The sequence below is a fragment of the Xanthomonas sp. NCPPB 3005 genome, from assembly GCF_041228095.2.
In the GTDB taxonomy this organism is placed as follows: domain Bacteria; phylum Pseudomonadota; class Gammaproteobacteria; order Xanthomonadales; family Xanthomonadaceae; genus Xanthomonas_A; species Xanthomonas_A bonasiae.
This window is the reverse complement of sequence record NZ_CP166096.2, coordinates 28,558-47,249: the sequence shown is the minus strand read 5'-3', so window position 1 is coordinate 47,249 and position 18,692 is coordinate 28,558. Positions and strand designations below refer to the sequence as shown.

At 69.5% G+C, this 18,692-nt stretch carries 15 protein-coding genes; 7 read left to right on the top strand and 8 right to left on the bottom strand.

Annotated elements, in window-relative coordinates; all coding sequences use genetic code 11:
- Nucleotides 1-37: 37 nt before the first annotated feature.
- The 3 genes from lldR to dld are packed head-to-tail and all read left to right on the top strand — an operon-like array spanning nt 38 to nt 3,815.
- The gene (gene lldR / locus AB8810_RS00210) at nt 38-910 is read left to right on the top strand and encodes a transcriptional regulator LldR (protein WP_369915154.1); all 873 of its coding nucleotides are present in this window, start codon (nt 38-40) and stop codon (nt 908-910) included.
- Entirely contained in the window at nt 907-2,067 is a 1,161-nt protein-coding gene (gene lldD / locus AB8810_RS00205; RefSeq protein ID WP_369915153.1) for an FMN-dependent L-lactate dehydrogenase LldD, read from the top strand. Before lldR ends, lldD begins: the two co-directional genes overlap by 4 nt.
- Nucleotides 2,068-2,072: 5 nt before the next feature.
- Entirely contained in the window at nt 2,073-3,815 is a 1,743-nt protein-coding gene (dld, locus tag AB8810_RS00200) for a D-lactate dehydrogenase (protein WP_369915152.1), read from the top strand.
- Between the two features lie 765 nt (nt 3,816-4,580).
- On the opposite strand, the gene ligD is transcribed toward dld, so the two are convergent.
- Genes ligD through AB8810_RS00185 form a run of 3 tightly spaced genes read right to left on the bottom strand, consistent with a single transcriptional unit; the run spans nt 4,581 to nt 8,701 of the window.
- Entirely contained in the window at nt 4,581-7,322 is a 2,742-nt protein-coding gene (ligD, locus tag AB8810_RS00195) for a DNA ligase D (RefSeq protein WP_369915151.1), read from the bottom strand.
- 6 nt (nt 7,323-7,328) lie between these two features.
- Complete coding sequence (locus AB8810_RS00190) at nt 7,329-8,306, bottom strand: Ku protein (protein ID WP_369915150.1); 978 nt, start codon at nt 8,304-8,306, stop codon at nt 7,329-7,331.
- Nucleotides 8,306-8,701: a hypothetical protein gene (locus AB8810_RS00185; RefSeq protein WP_369915149.1), complete on the bottom strand. Its 396-nt coding sequence runs from the start codon at nt 8,699-8,701 to the stop codon at nt 8,306-8,308. Before AB8810_RS00185 ends, AB8810_RS00190 begins: the two co-directional genes overlap by 1 nt.
- A 166-nt stretch (nt 8,702-8,867) precedes the next feature.
- Here AB8810_RS00185 and AB8810_RS00180 point away from each other — a divergent pair, with 166 nt between their 5' ends.
- Complete coding sequence (locus tag AB8810_RS00180) at nt 8,868-9,161, top strand: hypothetical protein (RefSeq protein WP_179570306.1); 294 nt, start codon at nt 8,868-8,870, stop codon at nt 9,159-9,161.
- A gap of 147 nt (nt 9,162-9,308) precedes the next feature.
- Here the strand turns inward: AB8810_RS00180 and AB8810_RS00175 are convergent, their stop codons facing one another.
- Entirely contained in the window at nt 9,309-9,704 is a 396-nt protein-coding gene (locus AB8810_RS00175; RefSeq protein ID WP_058363130.1) for a DUF779 domain-containing protein, read from the bottom strand.
- On the bottom strand, nt 9,704-10,732 hold the full coding sequence (adhP, locus tag AB8810_RS00170; protein WP_058363131.1) for an alcohol dehydrogenase AdhP: 1,029 nt from the start codon (nt 10,730-10,732) through the stop codon (nt 9,704-9,706). Before adhP ends, AB8810_RS00175 begins: the two co-directional genes overlap by 1 nt.
- A 356-nt stretch (nt 10,733-11,088) precedes the next feature.
- Here adhP and AB8810_RS00165 point away from each other — a divergent pair, with 356 nt between their 5' ends.
- A complete protein-coding gene (locus tag AB8810_RS00165; protein ID WP_369915148.1) occupies nt 11,089-11,646 on the top strand; it encodes a hypothetical protein in 558 nt (185 codons plus the stop codon).
- 66 nt (nt 11,647-11,712) lie between these two features.
- A complete protein-coding gene (locus AB8810_RS00160; protein ID WP_369915147.1) occupies nt 11,713-13,047 on the top strand; it encodes an XVIPCD domain-containing protein in 1,335 nt (444 codons plus the stop codon).
- A 159-nt stretch (nt 13,048-13,206) separates the two neighbouring features.
- Here the strand turns inward: AB8810_RS00160 and adh are convergent, their stop codons facing one another.
- Nucleotides 13,207-14,736 carry an aldehyde dehydrogenase gene (gene adh / locus AB8810_RS00155; RefSeq protein WP_179570300.1) on the bottom strand — a complete coding sequence of 510 codons (1,530 nt, stop codon included), beginning with the start codon at nt 14,734-14,736 and terminating at the stop codon, nt 13,207-13,209.
- A 245-nt stretch (nt 14,737-14,981) separates the two neighbouring features.
- On the opposite strand from adh, the gene AB8810_RS00150 reads away from it, so the two are divergent.
- Nucleotides 14,982-16,922 carry a sigma-54-dependent Fis family transcriptional regulator gene (locus AB8810_RS00150; protein ID WP_369915146.1) on the top strand — a complete coding sequence of 647 codons (1,941 nt, stop codon included), beginning with the start codon at nt 14,982-14,984 and terminating at the stop codon, nt 16,920-16,922.
- A gap of 270 nt (nt 16,923-17,192) precedes the next feature.
- On the opposite strand, the gene AB8810_RS00145 is transcribed toward AB8810_RS00150, so the two are convergent.
- Nucleotides 17,193-17,582: a hypothetical protein gene (locus AB8810_RS00145; RefSeq protein WP_225210138.1), complete on the bottom strand. Its 390-nt coding sequence runs from the start codon at nt 17,580-17,582 to the stop codon at nt 17,193-17,195.
- Nucleotides 17,583-17,920: 338 nt separating this feature from the next.
- The gene (locus AB8810_RS00140; RefSeq protein ID WP_369915145.1) at nt 17,921-18,445 is read right to left on the bottom strand and encodes a hypothetical protein; all 525 of its coding nucleotides are present in this window, start codon (nt 18,443-18,445) and stop codon (nt 17,921-17,923) included.
- Nucleotides 18,446-18,692: the final 247 nt, after the last annotated feature.

Below are 18,692 nucleotides of genomic sequence, written 5' to 3'. Positions count from 1 at the left end.
TAATGGCTGCCCCGGTACGCCATCGGCAGTTATTGGTATGACCAATCTATCAGCACCCGCGACGACAGGCGGGACGACCCCGCCAGCGGCAAGTCGCGGCTCGCGCGATGCGGCGCCGCCGGATGCTGAGTCGGCTCCCGGCGGCGCCCGCCTCAGCGATCGCGTTGCCGCGCAACTGCGGGCGCTGATCGCAGAACGCCGGCTGCAGCCCGAGCAACGCCTGCCGGCCGAGCGCGCATTGGCGCTGGAACTGGGCGTGTCGCGCACCGCGTTGCGCGAGGCCATCGCCCAGCTCGCCAGCCAGGGCCTGCTGCGCGCCCGCGCCGGTGGCGGCACCTACGTGCAGCGCCCGCATACCCCCGAAGAGCGGGTGGTGGCGCCGCTGCAACCGTTCCTGCCCCTGTTGCAGGGCGACCCGGAATACCGCTTCGACGTGCTGGAGACCCGCCACGCACTGGAAGGCGCCACCGCCTGGCATGCCGCACTGCGCGCCACCGACGCCGACCGCGCGCGCATCGCCGCTGCGTTCGAGGCCATGCTGCAGGCGCACGCGCAGGGCGATGCGGCCGCCGAGGCGCGCGCCGATGCCGACTTCCACCTGGCCATCGCCGAGGCCGCGCACAACCGCGTGCTGCTGCAGGTGATGCGCGGGCTGTTCGACCTGCTGCAGACCAACATCTCGCAGAGCCGGCACAAGCTGTTCCAGTCGCCGCGCACCTTCGCCCCGCTGCTGGCGCAGCACCGCGCGCTGCGCGACGCGATCCTGGCCGGCGAGCCGGAACAGGCGCGCGACGCCGCACACGCGCACCTGGCCTTCGTGCACACCTCGCTGCGCAGCCTCGACGAAGACGACGCGCGCCGCGCGCGCGCCTCGCGCCTCCCCTCCTCTCCCGACGACCCGCGCCGATGATCATTTCCGCCGCTTCCGACTACCGTGCCGCCGCCGAAGCGCGGCTGCCGCCGTTCCTGTTCCACTACATCGACGGCGGCGCCTACGCCGAGCACACGCTGCGGCGCAACGTCGCCGACCTGGCCGACATCGCGCTGCGCCAGCGGGTGCTGCGCGACATGGCCGCGCTGAGCCTGGAGACCGAGCTGTTCGGCGAGCGCCTGGCGCTGCCGCTGGCGCTGGCCCCGGTCGGGCTGACCGGCATGTACACGCGCCGCGGCGAGGTGCAGGCCGCACGCGCGGCGGCGGCCAAGGGCGTGCCGTTCACCCTGTCCACGGTGTCGGTGTGCCCGATCGAGGAAGTGGCGCCGGCGATCGACCGGCCGATGTGGTTCCAGCTGTACGTGCTCAAGGACCGCGGCTTCATGCGCAACGCGCTGGAGCGGGCCAAGGCCGCCGGCGTGACCACGCTGGTGTTCACCGTGGACATGCCCACGCCCGGCGCGCGCTATCGCGATGCGCATTCGGGCATGAGCGGGCCGCACGCGCCGTTGCGGCGCATGCTGCAGGCCGTGACCCATCCGCGCTGGGCCTGGGACGTGGGCCTGCTGGGGCGCCCGCACGACCTGGGCAACATCTCCGCCTACCGCGGCAGCCCGACCGGGCTGGCCGACTACATCGGCTGGCTCGGCGCGAACTTCGACCCGTCGATTTCGTGGAAGGACCTGGAATGGATCCGCGAGTTCTGGACCGGGCCGATGGTCATCAAGGGCATCCTCGACCCCGACGATGCGCGCGACGCGGTGCACTTCGGCGCCGACGGCATCGTGGTCTCCAACCATGGCGGGCGCCAGCTCGACGGCGTGCTGTCCAGCGCGCGCGCGCTGCCGGCGATCGCCGATGCGGTGAAGGGCGAGCTGAAGATCCTGGCCGACTCCGGCATCCGCAGCGGGCTGGACGTGGTGCGCATGCTGGCGCTGGGCGCCGACGCGGTGCTGCTCGGCCGCGCCTTCGTCTACGCGCTGGCCGCGGCCGGCCAGGCCGGGGTGGAGAACCTGCTGACCCTGGTGGAAAAGGAGATGCGGGTGGCGATGACGCTGACCGGCGCCAAGTCCATCGGCGCGATTTCGCGCGACTCGCTGGCGCGGGTCACCCGCGAACGCACCGTGTCGCCGTAGCACCGATGTCCGACACGCGCGTCCCGGTGGCCGAAGCAGGCCTGCTGCGCCAGCTGCGCGACGCGGTGGGCCGCCGCCACGTGCTGGTCGGCGACCGCGCGACGCGGCGCTTCCGCAAGGGCTACCGCTTCGGCGAGGGCCGGGTGCTGGCGGTGGCGCGGCCGGGCACGCTGCTGGAACTGTGGCGGGTGCTGCAGGCGGTGGTCGCCGCCGGGCGCATCGTCATCGTGCAGGCCGCCAACACCGGCCTCACCGGCGGCTCCACCCCGGACGGCGACGGCTACGACCGGCAGATCGTACTGATCAGCACGCTGCGCCTGCGTGGCGTGCAGCCGCTGCACGACGGCCGCCAGGTCGTCTGCCTGCCCGGCGCCACCCTGGATGCACTGGAACGGCAGCTGCGGCCGCTGCAGCGCGAGCCGCATTCGGTGATCGGCTCCTCGTGCATCGGCGCCTCGGTGCTGGGCGGGGTATGCAACAACTCCGGCGGCGCGCTGGTGCGGCGCGGCCCGGCCTATACCCAGCTGGCGCTGTTCGCGCAGCTCGGTGCGGACGGCCAGTTGCGCCTGGTGAACCATCTCGGCATCGCGCTGGGCGACACGCCCGAGCAGATCCTGGTACGGCTGCAGGCGGGCGACTACGGCACCGCCGACATCCACGACGACCCTGCCCTCGCCGCCTCCGACCCGGACTACGCCGCGCACGTGCGCGACGTGGACGCGGACACGCCGGCCCGCTTCAACGCCGACCCGGCGCGGCACTACGAGGCCTCCGGCTCGGCCGGGCGGCTGTGCGTGTTCGCGGTGCGGCTGGACACGTTCCCGCGCGAGGACAGTACGGTCTTCTACATCGGCAGCAACGCCACCGACGACCTGACCGCGCTGCGCCGCGGCCTGCTCACCGCCTTCGCGCAACCGCCGATCAGCGGCGAATACCTGCACCGCGACGCGTTCGACATCGGCGCGCGCTACGGCAAGGACACCTTCCTGCTGATCGACCGCTTCGGCACCGGCGCGGTGCCCAAGGCATTCGCGCTGAAGAGCCGCGTGGACGGCTGGTGCGAGGCGCTGGGCCTGCCTGGGCTGGCCGATCGCGCATTGCAGGCGCTGACCGACCGGCTGCCCGAGCACCTGCCGCCGCGCCTGCGCGCCTACCGCGACCGCTTCGAGCACCACCTGCTGCTGCGCGTGTCCGCGCAGGACGCCGCCGCGACCGACGCCTTCCTCGCCGGCCACTTCGCCGGCAGCGACCGCGGCGCCTATTTCCGCTGCGGCGCCGACGAGGGCCGCAAGGCGTTCCTGCACCGTTTCGCCGTGGCCGGCGCGGCGGTGCGCTATCGGCAGGTGCACCGCGACACGGTCGAGGACATCGTGGCGCTGGACGTGGCGCTGCGCCGCAACGACCGCCAGTGGCAGGAAACGCTGCCGCCGGAACTGGAGGATGCGCTGTTGGGCAAGCTCTACTACGGCCACTTCTTCTGCCATGTGTTCCACCAGGACTACCTGGTGCGCAAGGGCCACGATCCGCTGGCGATCGAGCATGCGATGTGGGCGCTGCTGGACCGGCGCGGTGCGGAATATCCGGCCGAGCACAACGTCGGCCATCTATACCGCGCCAAGCCGGCGCTGGCGGCGTTCTACCGCGCGCTGGACCCGACCAACAGCTTCAACCCCGGGATCGGGCAGACGCCGAAGGGCAGGCATTGGCAGGCGTGCGATGGCCGGCATGAGGAAGCGGAGGCGCGGTGAGCGCGCGCGTCATGCATGGCGTTGGCGCAGTTCGCCGCGGATGGGGTTGCGGTATCGGCATGGAGCGGCTTGTACCAGCGTTGAGATGCAGCCTCCGTTCGTCGCGACTGAAGTCGCTCCTACAGTGGAGACGCGAGGGCCAACCCGTCCGTAGCAAGCGGCGCTTCCTGTAGTAGCGACTTCAGTCGCGACGGCATCCGCAGCCCGGAACAGGCTGTACCTGCAGATTGCGTGTCGCGGTGGACGCGGTCGGCATGTGACGGTTCGCGCCAACTGATGGATCGGGGCTCCGCTCGTCGCGACTGAAGTCGCTCCTACAGTGGAGACGCGAGGACCAACCCGTCCATAGCAAGCGGCGCTTCCTGTAGGAGCGACTTCAGTCGCAACGGCATCCGCAGCCCGGAACAGGCTGTACCTGCAGATTGCGTGTCGCGGTGGACGCGGTCGGCATGTGGCGGTTCGTGCCAACTGATGGATCGGGGCTCCGTTCGTCGCGACTGAAGTCGCTCCTGCAGTGGAGACGCGAGGACCAACCCGTCCGTAGCAAGCGGTGCTTCCTGTAGGAGCGACTTCAGTCGCGACGGCATCCGCAGCCGGGAAGACGAAGCTGCCGCAATCGGTAGCGACCGTACCTGACATCGGCAGCGGGCATCGCCGCCGTCTCCGTGTCGACGTTTCACGATCGGTGACCAACGTGACCCGCTATGGCTCCTGCCGGGGTTGCCATGCGCAGGCAGCCGCACGGCGATCCGCCCGATCGCCGTTTCACGTCCCCGGCAAGCGCTGCCGCAGCTTGTCCATCTCCTTCCACGGATGCTCGCGCAAACGCGCGGCGCGTTGCAGCGCCTTGGCCAGCGGGAACGCCTGCGGCGAGGCGATCCGCGCCAGTTCCTCCCAGCGCAGCGGCACCGCCACCGTGGCATGCTCGCGCGCGCGCAGCGACCACGAGCACACGCTGGTGTTGCCGCGGCCGTTGCGCAGCCAATCGACGAAGATCACCCCGGTGCGCTTGGCCTTGCTCATCGTGGCCACGTAGCGGTCGGGCGCGGACGCGGTCAGCGCCTGGGCGAAGGCTTCGCAGAAATCGCGCGCCTGCTCCCAGTCCGCGCCGGGCACGATCGGCACCACCACGTGCAGGCCCTTGCCGCCGGACAGGCGCACGAAGCTTTCCAACCCGGTCTCGCGCAGGCGGGTGCGGATCTCGCGCGCGGCGGCCTTGATCTGCACCCAGCTCACGCCCTCGCCCGGATCCAGGTCGAACACCAGTCGGTCGGGGTGCTCGGGATCGTCCACGGTGGACCCCCAGGGATGCAGCTCCAGGGTGTTCATCTGCACCAGTTCCAGCAGGCCGGCGAGATCGTCGATGTACAGGTAGTCCTCGGTGCCGCTCTTCTGCTTCAGCGCGATCGCATGCACATGCTGGCCGAGCGCGCGGTTGTTGTGCTTCTGGAAAAAGCATTCGCCGCCGGCGCCATCGGGGCAGCGCAGCAACGACAGCGGGCGCCCGGCGACTTCCTGCAGCAACCATGGCGCGATGGCGCGGTAGTAGTCGGCGACCTCGCCCTTGCTGATGCCGGCGCCCGGATACACCACGCGCTCGGGATGGGTGATGACAACCGCCGCGGCATCGGCGCTAGCGGAGGAAGCGGCTTTCTGCGCTGCGGTGCTTGCGCGCGGCGCGGACTTGGCGGCCGCCGGTTTGCGCTTGGCGGCGCCGTTTTTCGCGCCATCGCCGGCCGACGCGCCGCGTTTCGCCGGCTTGACCGATCCGCGCGCGGCCGGCGCGGTCTTCTTTGCCGATGCCGCAGCGCGCGCCGCCACGGCATGACTGCCGTGGCCTGCCGCCTGTGGCGGTGGTGGCGCACGATCGCCGCCGAGATCCTGCAGCGGCTTGTCCTCGCGCAGGCGCTTGAACGCGGCCTGGCGCAACAGGCCTTCCTTGGCCCAGCCACGGAAGGCGACTTCGGCTACCAGCTGCGGCCGCACCCAGTGCACGCTGCGCCGCGGGAACGGCGCATGCGCAGGAAGATCCACCACCTCCTGCGCGCTGTGCAACGCCTGCAGCTGCGCAAGCAGCCGCCGCAGGCCAGCCTCGTCGAAGCCGGTACCGACACGGCCGACATAGCGCAACCCGCCATCGCTGCGCTGCGCCAGCAGCAGCGAGCCGAAGCCGTTGCGCGCGCCCTTGGGATCGGTATAGCCGACGATGACGAAATCGTCGCTGTTCTCGTGCTTGGTCTTGACCCAGTCGCCGCCGCGGCCGCCGTGATGGCGCGCGTCCACGCGCTTGCTGACCACGCCTTCGTAGCCCTTCGCGGCCGCTGCGGCGAACACCTCCGGGCCATGACCGAGCACGTGATCGCTATACGCCAGCACCCCGGGCGCATCGCCCAGCAGCGCGCGCAGCAGTTCCTTGCGCTGCAGCAGCGGCACGTCGCGCAGGTCCACGCCGGCCACGCCGAGCAGGTCGAACACCAGGTAGCGCAGCGGCTGCTTGGAGCTGCCCTCGATGACCCGTTGCAGCGCGGAGAAATCGCTGCGGCCATCGGCATCGAGCACCACCAGCTCGCCGTCCAGCCGCGCTTCGCCGACCGGCAAGGCCTGCACCACGTGGGCGACCTCGGGGAAGGTCTCGGTCCAGGCCTGGTCGTTGCGCGAGCGCAGCGTCGCCTGGCCGGCGTCGAGATCGGCGAGCAGGCGATAGCCGTCCCACTTGATTTCGTGCAGCCACTGCGCGCCGTCGGGCGCGCGCTCGCGCAGGGTGGTCAGCTGTGCGCGCTCGCCTGGCGGACACGGACGCTCGTGCGCGCCCTGCAGCGCCAGCGCGCGCTTGCGCCAGGCCGCGTCGCTGCGCCGCGGTCGCGCTACGGGTGTTGCGGCCGACGCTTGGCCGCGCGTGGGTTTTGCCTTGCTGGCCGCGCCGGCCTTGCTGCCTTTAGTGACCTTGGTGACTTTGGTTGCCTTGGCGACATGCGTCGCAGACGCCGCGGGCGAATCCTGCAGCAGGTCGTCGGCATCGCGATCGGCGGCGAACGCGTCGTCGCGCTTGATCAGCAGCCACTGCGGCTGCTTGCCGCGCAACGCGGTGCGTACCAGTTTCCAGTTGCCGTTGAGGCGCTCGCCGTGCAGCACGAAATCCAGCTTGCCGGCGGCGATCGCGGCCAGCGGTTCGCCGTCGCACGACCAGGTGCCGTGGTCGAACACATCGACATGGCCGGCACCGTAATGGCCCTCGGGAATATCGCCGGCGAAACCGGCATAGGACAGCGGATGGTCTTCCACCTGCACCGCCAGCCGCTTTTCGCCGACCCGCAATGACGGGCCCTTCGGCACCGCCCAACTCTTCAGCACGCCATCGGCTTCCAGGCGGAAATCGTAGTGGCGCGAGCTGGCGTGATGCAGCTGCACGACGAAGATCGGCCGCCGCGACGGCGTCGCGACGCTGTCGTCGGCCGGTTCCGGCGTCGCGCCGAAGCGGCGTTTGCGGGCGTACTCGCGCAGCGTCATCGCGCCCTACCCCGCCTTGCGCCGCGCCGGCGCCTTGCGTGCGGCGGCCTTCTTCGCCGGCTTGGCCTTGCTCGCCGATTTCGCGCCAGGCTTGGGCGCCTTCTTCGCCGCTTTCTTGGCCGGCGTTTTCGCGGTCTTGCGCACCGGCACGGACGCCTCCGCCTTCTTCGCCGGGGTGCGGCGCTTGGCGTCCAGGCTCTTCTGCAGCAGCGACATGAAATCGACCACGTTGGTGGCGGCATCCTCGCGCTGCGGCGCGTCGGCGTCGTCCTCCACCTGCGCGGTACCCTCCTGCGCCTTGATCCGTTTCTGGATCACCGCCTGCAGGCGCTCGCGGAATTCGTCGTGATAGGACGCCGGATCCCACTTGCCGGACATCGAGTCGATCAGCTGTGCGGCCATCTCGGTTTCCTTGGCGCTGATCCGGTAGTCGGCGGCCTTGCCGCTGGGCAGGGTGTAGTCCTCCAGGTCGACCAGTTCCTGCGGATAGCGCAGCAGGATCAACACCAGCGCGTCTTCCTGCGGCAGCACCGCCGACAGGTATTCGCGGGTGCGGATCACCACCCGCGCGATGCCGACCTTGCCGGTGGCGCGCAGCGTCTCGCGCAGCAGCACGTAGCCCTTCTCCGCCTTCTTGCCCGGCACCAGCACGTAGGGCTTCTCGAAGTAGCGCAGGTCGATGTCGGCGGCATCGACGAAGGCTTCGACCTCCACCGTCTCGTGGCTTTCCGGCGCGGCCGAGGCGATGTCCTTCTGCTCGACCACCACGTAGTTGCCCTTGCTGTACTCGAAGGCCTTGACGATGTCCTTCCATGGCACCTCTTCGCCGGTGTCGGCATTGACCCGCTCGAAGCGGATCGGGCGCTTGTCGCGCGCATCGAGCATGCGGAAGTGCAGGTCGACGCGGCGTTCGCCGGACATCAGCGCGACCGGCACGTTGAGCAGGCCGAAGGACAGGGTGCCGGTCCAGATCGGGCGCGCCATCAGTGCGCCTCCATGCGCAGCGCCGGCGCCGGCAGATGATCCAGCGCCTGCCACGCATCCTCGATCACCGGCCGCGCCTGGCGCCAGTCCAGCTGCGATTCGCCGCGGACCTGCTCCCAGTGCGCCGCCAGGTCGCCGTCGGTGTCGGCCATCGGCGCGCGCGGCCAGCCGCCGGCGTGGGTGCGCAGCGCGAAGGCATAGGCCGGGCACAGGTCGCGCCACGGGGTGCCGTCACGGTCGCGGCGCTGGCGATAGTCGGCCAGGCTGTAGTGGCGGTAGTCCGCTGCGTCGTGCGGACGCGGACCTGCCGCGTCGGCGCCATGCGGCGGCGCGGCCGGCAACGGATCCAGGTGGACATTGAACAACGGCGGTTCGGGGCGGGCGCTGGGGCGCATGGCGGAAGCTCCGGGCGGCATCGGCGGCATGGGGAGGGGCAGCAGTAGCGCCGGCGCCGTTAGGCGTTCGTGACAATCATGTGGACGCGGTGCGATTCGCAGGGGTTTCACCGGGAACGCACTGCACTGGGCGCAGCGTTGCCCTACCCCACAGGAGGAATCGGCCATGTCCACACCCACCGACCCGCTGCGTCGCAGCGACCCCGTCCCCGGCGAACAACGCGGCAAGCGCGACGGCCAGGACCGCGAGGATCGCGGCGCCGGCGACCGCCCGCAGACCATCGTCGAACACGAGCCGCGCACCGGCGCGGACCGCCATGCGCCCGACGCCGGCACGGATAACGCCAGCGAGGAACACGCGCGCAAGCACCATAGCGACGCCAACCAGGACGAGGCGCTGGAAGAGACTTTCCCGGCCAGCGATCCGGTGTCGCCATTCGTGCCGTCCAAGGCGCCATAGGCCTGTAGGCCATCGCCCCCCCTGTAGGAGCGGCTTCAGCCGCGACAGGCTGCATGAATCGACAGATCCTGTCGCGGCTGAAGCCGCTCCTACAGTCCTTCGGCAGCTCCCGCCGTCAACGAATCCCCAATCCCCAATCCCCGCTCCTCACACCTTCCCCGCCGCCTGCAACGCCGCGTACTCCGCGTCGCCGAACAGCCGCGAGCGCACCAGGAAGCGCACGCCCTCGCCGTTCTCCAGCGAGAACATGCCGCCGCGCCCCGGCACCACGTCGATGATCAGCTGGGTGTGCTTCCAGTATTCGAACTGCGAGGCGCTGATGTAGAACGGCGCGCCGCCGATCTCGCCCAGTTGCACGTCGCGGTCGCCGACGATGAAATCGTCCTGCGGATAGCACATCGGCGAGGACCCGTCGCAACAGCCGCCGGACTGGTGGAACAGCAACGGCCCATGCCGCGCGCGCAGCGTGTCGATCAGCTGCAGCGCCGGCAACGTCGCCAGCACCTGCAGCGGCACGCCGGAGGCGGGCGTGGCGGCGTCCATCAGGCCGCCATGTCCAGCACGATGCGGCCTTCGATCTGGCCGGCGCGCATGCGGGCGAACACCTCGTTGATGTTCTCCAGCGTGGCGGTGGCCACGGTCGCGGCGACCTTGCCCTGCTCGGCGAAGTCCAGCGATTCCTGCAGGTCCAGGCGGGTGCCGACGATGGAGCCGCGCACGGTCACGCCATTGAGCACCATGCCGAAGATGTCCAGCGGGAACTGGCCCGGCGGCAGCCCGTTCAGCGACACCGTGCCGCCGCGGCGGACCATGCCGATCGCCTGCTCGAACGCCTTCGGCGACACCGCGGTGACCAGCGCACCGTGCGCGCCGCCGATCTCCTTCTTCAGGTAGGCCACCGGGTCGGTGGTCAGCGCATTCACCGTCACCGTGGCGCCTAGGCGCCTGGCCAGCGCCAGCTTGGCGTCGTCCACATCCACCGCGGCCACGTTCAGGCCCATCGCCTTGGCGTATTGCACGGCCATGTGGCCGAGCCCGCCGATGCCGGAGATCACCACCCAGTTGCCGGGCTTGGTGTCGGTGACCTTCAGGCCCTTGTACACGGTGACGCCGGCGCACAGGATCGGCGCGACCTCGACGAAGCCGATGTTCTTCGGCAGATGGCCGACGTAGTCGGCGTTGGCCAGCGCGTACTCGGCGAAACCGCCGTTGACCGAGTAGCCGGAATTCTGCTGCGCCTCGCACAGCGTCTCCCAGCCGCCCAGGCAATGCTCGCAATGCCCGCAGGCCGAATACAGCCACGGAATGCCGACCCGGTCGCCTTCCTTGACGTGGCCCACGCCGGCGCCCACCGCGACCACATGGCCCACGCCCTCGTGGCCGGGAATGAACGGCGGGTTCGGCTTCACCGGCCAGTCGCCCTCGGCCGCATGCAGGTCGGTATGGCACACGCCGCAGGCTTCGATCTTGACCAGGATGTCGCCGGCCTGCGGCCGCGGCACCTCCACTTCCTCGATCGTCAGCGGCTTGCCGAATTCGCGCACCACGGCGGCTTTCATCGTCTTGTTCATGCTGTACTCCGGTTCGTTGTTAAGTCCACACTAGGCGCCCTGCGACGCCGCTGCCTTGATCGAAGTCAACCGCCACCGCGCCGTTCATTCCCGGCCACCGCCCGCATACGGCGATCGCGCGAACATCGGCCGGACACGACATGCGCCAGCGTCCGGCCTGCACGACGGCAGGGAGGCGGCGGATGCAGGGTGGACACCGAGAAGGACGCGGTCGCCGGGGGGAACAGCCGGTCGTCGGCATCCTCACGCGCGCTTCGTACACTGCGCTCCTGGGCGGCGGATCGCCGCCCGACGCCGGTCCGCCGCGTATCGCGGGCCGCTGTGCGCCTGAACGGTCTAGGGAAAGGAACGACACCATGAAACAACGCCTGCTTACCGCCGCTTTGCTGGCCCTGCTCCTGCAAGGCTGCAAGCCCTCGGAGCCCACCGCCACCGCGGCCCCTGCTCCCGCACCGACGGCCATGGCCGCGGCCGTTTCGGAACCGGCGACACCGGCCACCGCGGCCGCGGACCGCCCCGCGCTGCCGCAAGGAGCCTGCGAGAAGACGGAAGACGGATTCACCACGTTCCTGGAGGCGATCATTGCCGATCCGGCATTGCGCGCCGCCTACAGTGCCCCTCACGTCGAAGAGCGCGAGCTGCGCGACCCGTCCAAGCCGGTGAATCGCCCGAACGAGCCGTTCCGGCTGACCCTGATCGACTACAGCTGGTCCTACGACGAGCCCGATCAGGACCCGAGCAAACTGGCCCGGATCAAGATGGATTTCAAGCAAGACGGCGATCGGATGCGCGTGGACTTCGTGAAAGCCGAATTCTCCGCCGACGATGATGTCGTCAAGACCTTCGGCGCGCCCGAGGCGTATGTGTTCGAGTACACGCAGCAGTGCTGGCGGTTGGTCCAGCATCTGCGTTGATCGGCGTGGTGCCCGCAACGACGCAGGCACCGCAATTGTTGGCACCATGGAAAAAGGAGAAGGACGATGCCCAGGTACACGATCGTCGAGTCCGTCGGACACGGCACGCAGCAGGTTCACGACTACGAGGATATCGAGCGCCATCATCCGACCCGCGGCAACGAGCGCGGCCGGGTCTACGGCACGGTCAATGGCGAGCGCGAGGAACTGCTCGGCAACTACAACGGCGCGGCGACCGTTTCGCGCGACGGCGACCATTACGTCTCCAAGGATTTCGTGCTGAAGGTCGGCGATAACAACGCCGTGCCGGTGCCGGCCATCGCCAGCGGCTACATCGGCAAGGTCGATCCCCGCGATGGCATCGTGCAGATCTACGACAAGCCGGCCACCGATCCCAGCCGCGAGATGATCGCCCAGTACCGGCACCTGGACCTGCGTAACACCCAGCTCGAAACCGGCGACCGGATCGAATACGGCCAGTCGGTCGGGATCCAGGGCGGCTTCAACAAGGGCAATCCCAGCGCATTCGGCAAACATACGCATGTCGATATCAACACCAGCTACCTGCCGCAGGCCGACCGCTACATCCGCGACATCGACAGCGGCGCCATCAGCACCGACCGGCGCCCGCAGCACGCCTCGCCCAACCTGACCGCGCCAGCCTCGGTCACCAACATCTCTGGCAATGGCCGCACGGTGGCCGCGCCGGGCGGCACCAGCGCGGCGGGTGCAGCGCCGATGGCCGATGGCGTCCTGCGCAAGGAGGAACATGGCCCGGAGGTGAAAGCGCTGCAGGAGCGCCTCAACCAGTTGGGCTACACCGATGCCGAGGGCAAGGCGTTGGGCACCGACGGCAAGTTCGGCGACCGCACCAAGCACGCGGTCGAGGCGTTCCAGCGCGACCATCATCTCGATGTCGACGGCATCGCGGGGAAGGACACGCTCAAGGCGCTTGCCGGTGCGCAGGCACAACGTCCTGGCGCCGCTACCGCCGAACCGGCGGCGCAGCAGCACGTTTCGGCGCATCCGCTGTTGTTGTCGGACAAGGCCCATCCCCAGAATCCGATGTATCAGCAGTCCGTCGAAGCCCTGGAGAAGCTCGGGCCTTCGGGCGGATTCAAGGACCGGGCCGAACTGGAGCGGGCCGCGGGCGCAGTGACGCATGACGCCAGCATCAGTGGGATGAAGCGCATCGATCATGTGGTCGCCAGCACCAACGGCAACGGCTTCATCGCGGTGGAAGGCAAGCTGGACGATCCTGCGCATCGGCGCGCCTTCGTCGATCGCGACCAGGCCACGCAGCAGACCCTCGAACAATCGACGCAAAAGCTCCGCCAGGATCTGCCGCTCGCGGTGGAACAGGAACCGGCGCGCGAAGCATCGCGCACCGTGTCGCTGTAAGGTCCGCCGTCGCTGGCGGCCGGCGTCCTCGCCTGCGCGTGCGGAACGGCCCGGCTCGCGCAGACGAGCGCTAGCGGTCGCGGCTGGCGCGGGGTGGTACTGCCGATGGATCGGCAGTACCACTACCGCCGCGTTTCCGTTGCGCATCGACGGGCGCGCTCAGAAGAACCCCAACGCCTTCGGCGAGTAGCTCACCAGCAGGTTCTTGGTCTGCTGGTAGTGGTCGAGCATCATCTTGTGGTTCTCGCGGCCGATGCCCGACTGCTTGTAGCCGCCGAACGCGGCGTGCGCCGGATAGGCGTGGTAGCAGTTGGTCCACACCCGCCCGGCCTGGATCGCGCGGCCCATGCGGTACAGCCGCGACGCATCGCGGCTCCACACGCCGGCGCCCAATCCGTACAGGGTGTCGTTGGCGATCGCCAGCGCCTCGGCCTCGTCCTTGAACGTGGTCACCGACACCACCGGCCCGAAAATCTCCTCCTGGAACACGCGCATCTTGTTGTGGCCCTTGAACACGGTCGGCTTGACGTAGAAGCCGCCGGCCAGCTCGCCGTCGAGGGCGTTGCGCTCGCCGCCGATCAGCACCTCGGCGCCTTCCTGCCTGCCGATGTCGATGTAGGACAGGATCTTCTCCAACTGCTCGCTGGAGGCCTGCGCGCCGACCATGGTGTTGGGATCCAGCGGATTGCCCTGCTTGATCGCGGCCACGCGCTTGAGCGCCTTCTCCATGAACTTGTCGTAGATCGATTCCTGGATCAGCGCGCGCGACGGGCAGGTGCACACCTCGCCCTGGTTGAACGCGAACAGCACGAAGCCTTCGATCGCCTTGTCCAGGAAATCGTCGTCCTCGGCCATCACGTCGGCGAAGAAGATGTTCGGCGACTTGCCGCCCAGTTCCAGCGTCACCGGGATCAGGTTCTGGCTGGCGTACTGCATGATCAGCCGGCCGGTGGTGGTCTCGCCGGTGAAGGCGATCTTGGCGATGCGCGGGCTGCTGGCCAGCGGCTTGCCCGCTTCCAGGCCGAAGCCATTGACCACGTTGAGCACGCCCGGCGGCAGCAGGTCGCCGATCACCTCCATCAGCACCAGGATCGAGGCCGGGGTCTGCTCGGCCGGCTTCATCACCACGCAGTTGCCGGCGGCGATCGCCGGCGCCAGCTTCCAGCACGCCATCAGCAGCGGGAAGTTCCACGGGATGATCTGCCCGACCACGCCCAGCGGCTCGTGGAAGTGGTAGGCGATGGTGTCGCTGTCGATCTCCGAGATGCCGCCTTCCTGCGCGCGGATGGCGCCGGCGAAGTAGCGGAAGTGGTCGGCGCACAGCGGCACGTCGGCGTTGAGCGTCTCGCGCAACGGCTTGCCGTTGTCCCAGGTCTCGGCATAGGCCAGCAGTTCGAGGTTCTGCTCGATGCGATCGGCGATCTTCAACAGCACGTTGCTGCGCTCGGTGGCCGAGGTCTTGCCCCAGGCGTCCTTGGCCGCGTGCGCGGCGTCGAGCGCGGCCTCGATGTCCTGCGCGTCGGAGCGCGCCACCGAGGTGAACACCTTGCCGGTGATCGGGGTGCTGTTGTCGAAGTAGCGGCCGCTCTTGGGTTCCACCCATTGTCCGCCGATGAAATTGCCGTAGCGCGACTTGAAGATGGATTGCGGATCGGTGGCATGCGGCTTGGCGGTGGTGACGGCGTTCATCGGGGTCTCCTGCGGCGGTGGGAAAGGAAGGGGCACAGGCCCATCCAGGTAGGCGGTAACCGCAAGAGCGATGCCAGGTTTTCGCTGTTGCGCCGCGTCATGGCCGCGCGCCGCGGCCAATCGACACGGCGGCGCCATTCCTGTTGCAGTGCGTCACGCGTGCCGATTGCGCGGCGGCGGCGGATGTGGTGTTTATCGGAACACCTGTCCCAACACCTGTCGCAATTTGCGACAGCGGAGCCGTCATGGCGCAACAGCAATCGCAGCACCAGCTTGGCCACGCCCGCCGGATCTTCTTCGAGCGCGGCGGCGCCCCGGTCGGCCAGGTGCCGGACACCATCCTGCAGTCGTGGCAGCGCTGCCAGCGTCTGGGCCTGCCCGCGCAGGGCACGCCGCCGATCGAGCCGGTCAGCGCGCCGCACCTGCGCGAATTGCGCGAGGCGCACGAGCGCCTGTGGCGGCTGGCCCGCGCCGAACTGGAAGGCCTGGCCGGCGATGCCGCCGCCACCGGCAGCATCGTGCTGCTCACCGACGAGGCCGGCTGGATCCTCGACGCCGAAGGCAGCCCGGGCTTCCTCGACAAGGCCGGGCGCGTGGCGCTGATGCCGGGCGCGTGCTGGAGCGAGACCCAGGTCGGCACCAACGCGATCGGCACCGCCATCGTCGAGAGCCGCTCGGTGGAAGTGCGCGGCGGCGAGCATTACTTCGCGCCGCACCAGATTCTCAGCTGCGCCGCGGTGCCGATCTTCGATCCCTACGGCCAGCTGGCCGGCGTGCTGGACATTTCCGGCGACGCCAGCGTGCAGCACATGCACGCGCTGGGACTGGCGCGGATGGCGGTGGCCAGCATCGAACACCGCTATTTCGACGACGGCATCGCCGATTGCGAACTGCTGCGCGTGCACCACGATGCGGCGCTGCTCGGCACGGCGCGCGAAGGCCTGCTCGCGTTCCGCAACGGCAGGCTGGTCGCGGCCAACCAGGCCGGCTTGCGCCTGTTCGGGCTGGAGCGGCACGACCTGGGCCGCGCGCCCTACGCGGCCTTGTTCGAAGAGCCGCTGTCGCGGCTGCGCCAGCAGGGCAGCGTGTTCGACCTGCAGGGCCGCGCCCTGCACGGGCGCGTCGACAGCATCGGCGACGCGCGGCCGCGGCGGCGTTCGCAGCAGCCGCCGATCACCGTGTCCGCGGCCACGCGCGCGCAGCACGGCGCCGATGCGCCGCTGTTCGATGCCGCGCAGGAACTGGCGCTGGAACGCGCGCGGCGCGTGCTCGATGCGCAGTTGCCGGTGCTGGTGCAGGGCGAGACCGGCACCGGCAAGGAAGTGTTCGCGCGCGAACTGCATCGGCGCAGCGCGCGCGCCGGCAAGCCGTTCGTCGCGGTCAATTGCGCGGCGCTGCCGGAAGGCCTGATCGAAGCCGAACTGTTCGGCTACGAGGACGGCGCCTTCACCGGCGCGCGCAAGCACGGCAGCCCCGGCCTGCTGCGGCAGGCCGACGGCGGCGTGCTGTTCCTGGACGAGATCGGCGACATGCCGCCGGCGCTGCAGCCGCGCCTGCTGCGCGTGCTGCAGGAACGCGAACTGTTGCCGCTGGGCGGCGGCAAGCCGGTGAAGCTGGATTTCGCGCTGATCTGCGCTACCCACCGCGACCTGGACGAGGCGATGGCCGAGCGGCGTTTCCGCCCCGACCTGTACTACCGCATCGCCCATCACAGCGTGCAGATTCCGGCGCTGAGCGTGCATCCGGATCGGCGCGGCTTGGTGCAGGAACTGTGGGCGAGGGTGGGGCAGGGCCGGCGCCTGACCGACGCGGCGCTGGCCACGCTGAGCGCCTATCCGTGGCCCGGCAACCTGCGCCAGCTGGTGGCCTGCCTGCGGACCTTGGTGGCACTGAGCGACGCCGGTGCCGTGGTGGACGTCGACGCGTTGCCGGCCTACCTGCCCGGCGCGGCGCGCGGCATGCGCGCGGCCGGCGGCGATGCGGCGCCAGGGCAGGGCGGATCGCCCGGCGAACTGCCGGCGATGCCTGCGAGCGCCTCTCCGCACGCGACCGACCTGGACAGCCTCGCCCTGGCGGCGATGCGCCAGGCCCTGGATGCGTGCGGCGGCAACGTCGCCCGCGCCGCGCGCCAGCTCGGCGTCAGCCGCAGCACGCTGTACCGCCGGCTCGGACTCGGCGCGGGTTGAGCGATCGCGTATGCAGGCACTGCCGTTGTCCCTGCATCGCTGCGGCACTGGCGCATTCCGATGCGTAGAAATGCCCCGGGTAGAAGCGACTTCCGTGGCGACAGGGATTCCCGGTAGAGCCTGTCGCGACTGACATCGCTCCGACATGAAGATCTCCTGCGCGTCGCATGCGCCACGCCGTGCCAGCGGCGTGCCGACGTCCGCGCTTGCCGGACGCGACGCGGCATCGGCAGCGCGTCGCCTGCGATGGCCACGCGCTGCCGGCTGCGCTCAGTCGTAGGCGTTGTTGAGGCACGGCGAGCTCTTCGGCGTGATCACGCTGAAGCTGTCGTCGTACAGGGCGATGACGCAGGTGTTCGGCGCATCTTCGGTCTCGTAATTGCATTGCTTGCTGCTGCGGCTGCGCGAGACGTTGCCCATCTGGAACGACAGGCTCCAGTAGTCGTTGGAACCGGTCTGCGCTTCCAGTTTCACCGGCGGGGCCGACTCGCCCGGCGCCAGTGACACGGCAACCGATGTGTTGACGAAATTTCCGCAGGTGTGTTTGACGCTGACGTTGGTGATGGTCTGCCCGGTGCCGTTGTTGACGACGAACGTGCCCTGATAGAGCGTCGCGCTGACGCCCTCGGCCAGGACGGCCTTGTCGGCTTTCTCTGCCATGTGCTCTCTCCGGCGATGCATCGATTGAGGTGTGGAAGGGTCCTTCGAAACGCGGCTTTAAACTAATCCCGCCAGCGCTGCGGCCGCCAGCGAACCAGCCGTGGCCGGTAGACACCTCAACCGTGTTTTGTAGACGGAACGAGGGGGATTTTCTGATTTTCGTCACGGCACTTCGCCTATCGCGACTGCGTCGTGTCTCCCGGCTCGCGCATCGGATCGTGGCACCTGCCTGACGTGATTCGCTGGCGGCGGCCACGGCAGTCCGATTCGATCGCGGCGCTCGCGCACGCTGGCCACCGCTCCGCATCGGATGCACGGGCGCAATGCACCCTCGTGCATCAACGCGGCCACGCAGGCGGGAGCGACGGCGACGCGGCGGCCGGCGAGGGCAGCGTTGGCGCGTTCGCTGCCGGTGCCCCGTTCCCGTTGTCGCGCTGGATCTGTTGCCGGGTGGCCTCGGCCTGGGTCTTGATCGACGGCGACGCGGCGGGGTTGGCCGCCACGAACGTGGCCAGCTGCAGCGCCAGGCCCGGATCCATCAGCCGCAGCAGGCCCAGCGCATTGCCCTGCCGCTCGGGATCGCCCGAGGTGATGTCGGCATAGAACAGTTCGACGTACTTGCTCTGCAGCGTGCGTGCGAATTCGTTCTGCTTGTCCTGCACGCCGAGCCTGGCCAGCGCCAGCTGGCCAGCGGAGATCTTGTCGGCGGCGGTGTTGCCGTAGAACGCCAGCACCGCGATCGCCAGCGGCGCCAGCGTCTTCTCCATGACCCAGAAAATGCGCTCGGCCACGGTCTTGTCCGCCTCCAGCTTCTGCTTGAGGTGCGCGATGTCGGCCAGCAAGCGATCGAGTTTTTCTTCCACGGCAACGTCTCGCGAGGTCGGCGCCTGCACGGACCATCCATGCGGCGGCACCCGTCGCGGCGGCGTGCGGCGTGGCACGCGAGTTGACGCATGTCTCGGTGCGCAGGTCGGACCGCCGCTCGATCGGTGCTCCCACCTAAGCGTCGCTAGTGGTCGTTTGTGAAAAGCGCATATGTCATGCGCTGCGTGCGGCACGGCTTGCGCTTACGCGCAGACGCACCACGGCTGCACTGCGCGCCACCGACGT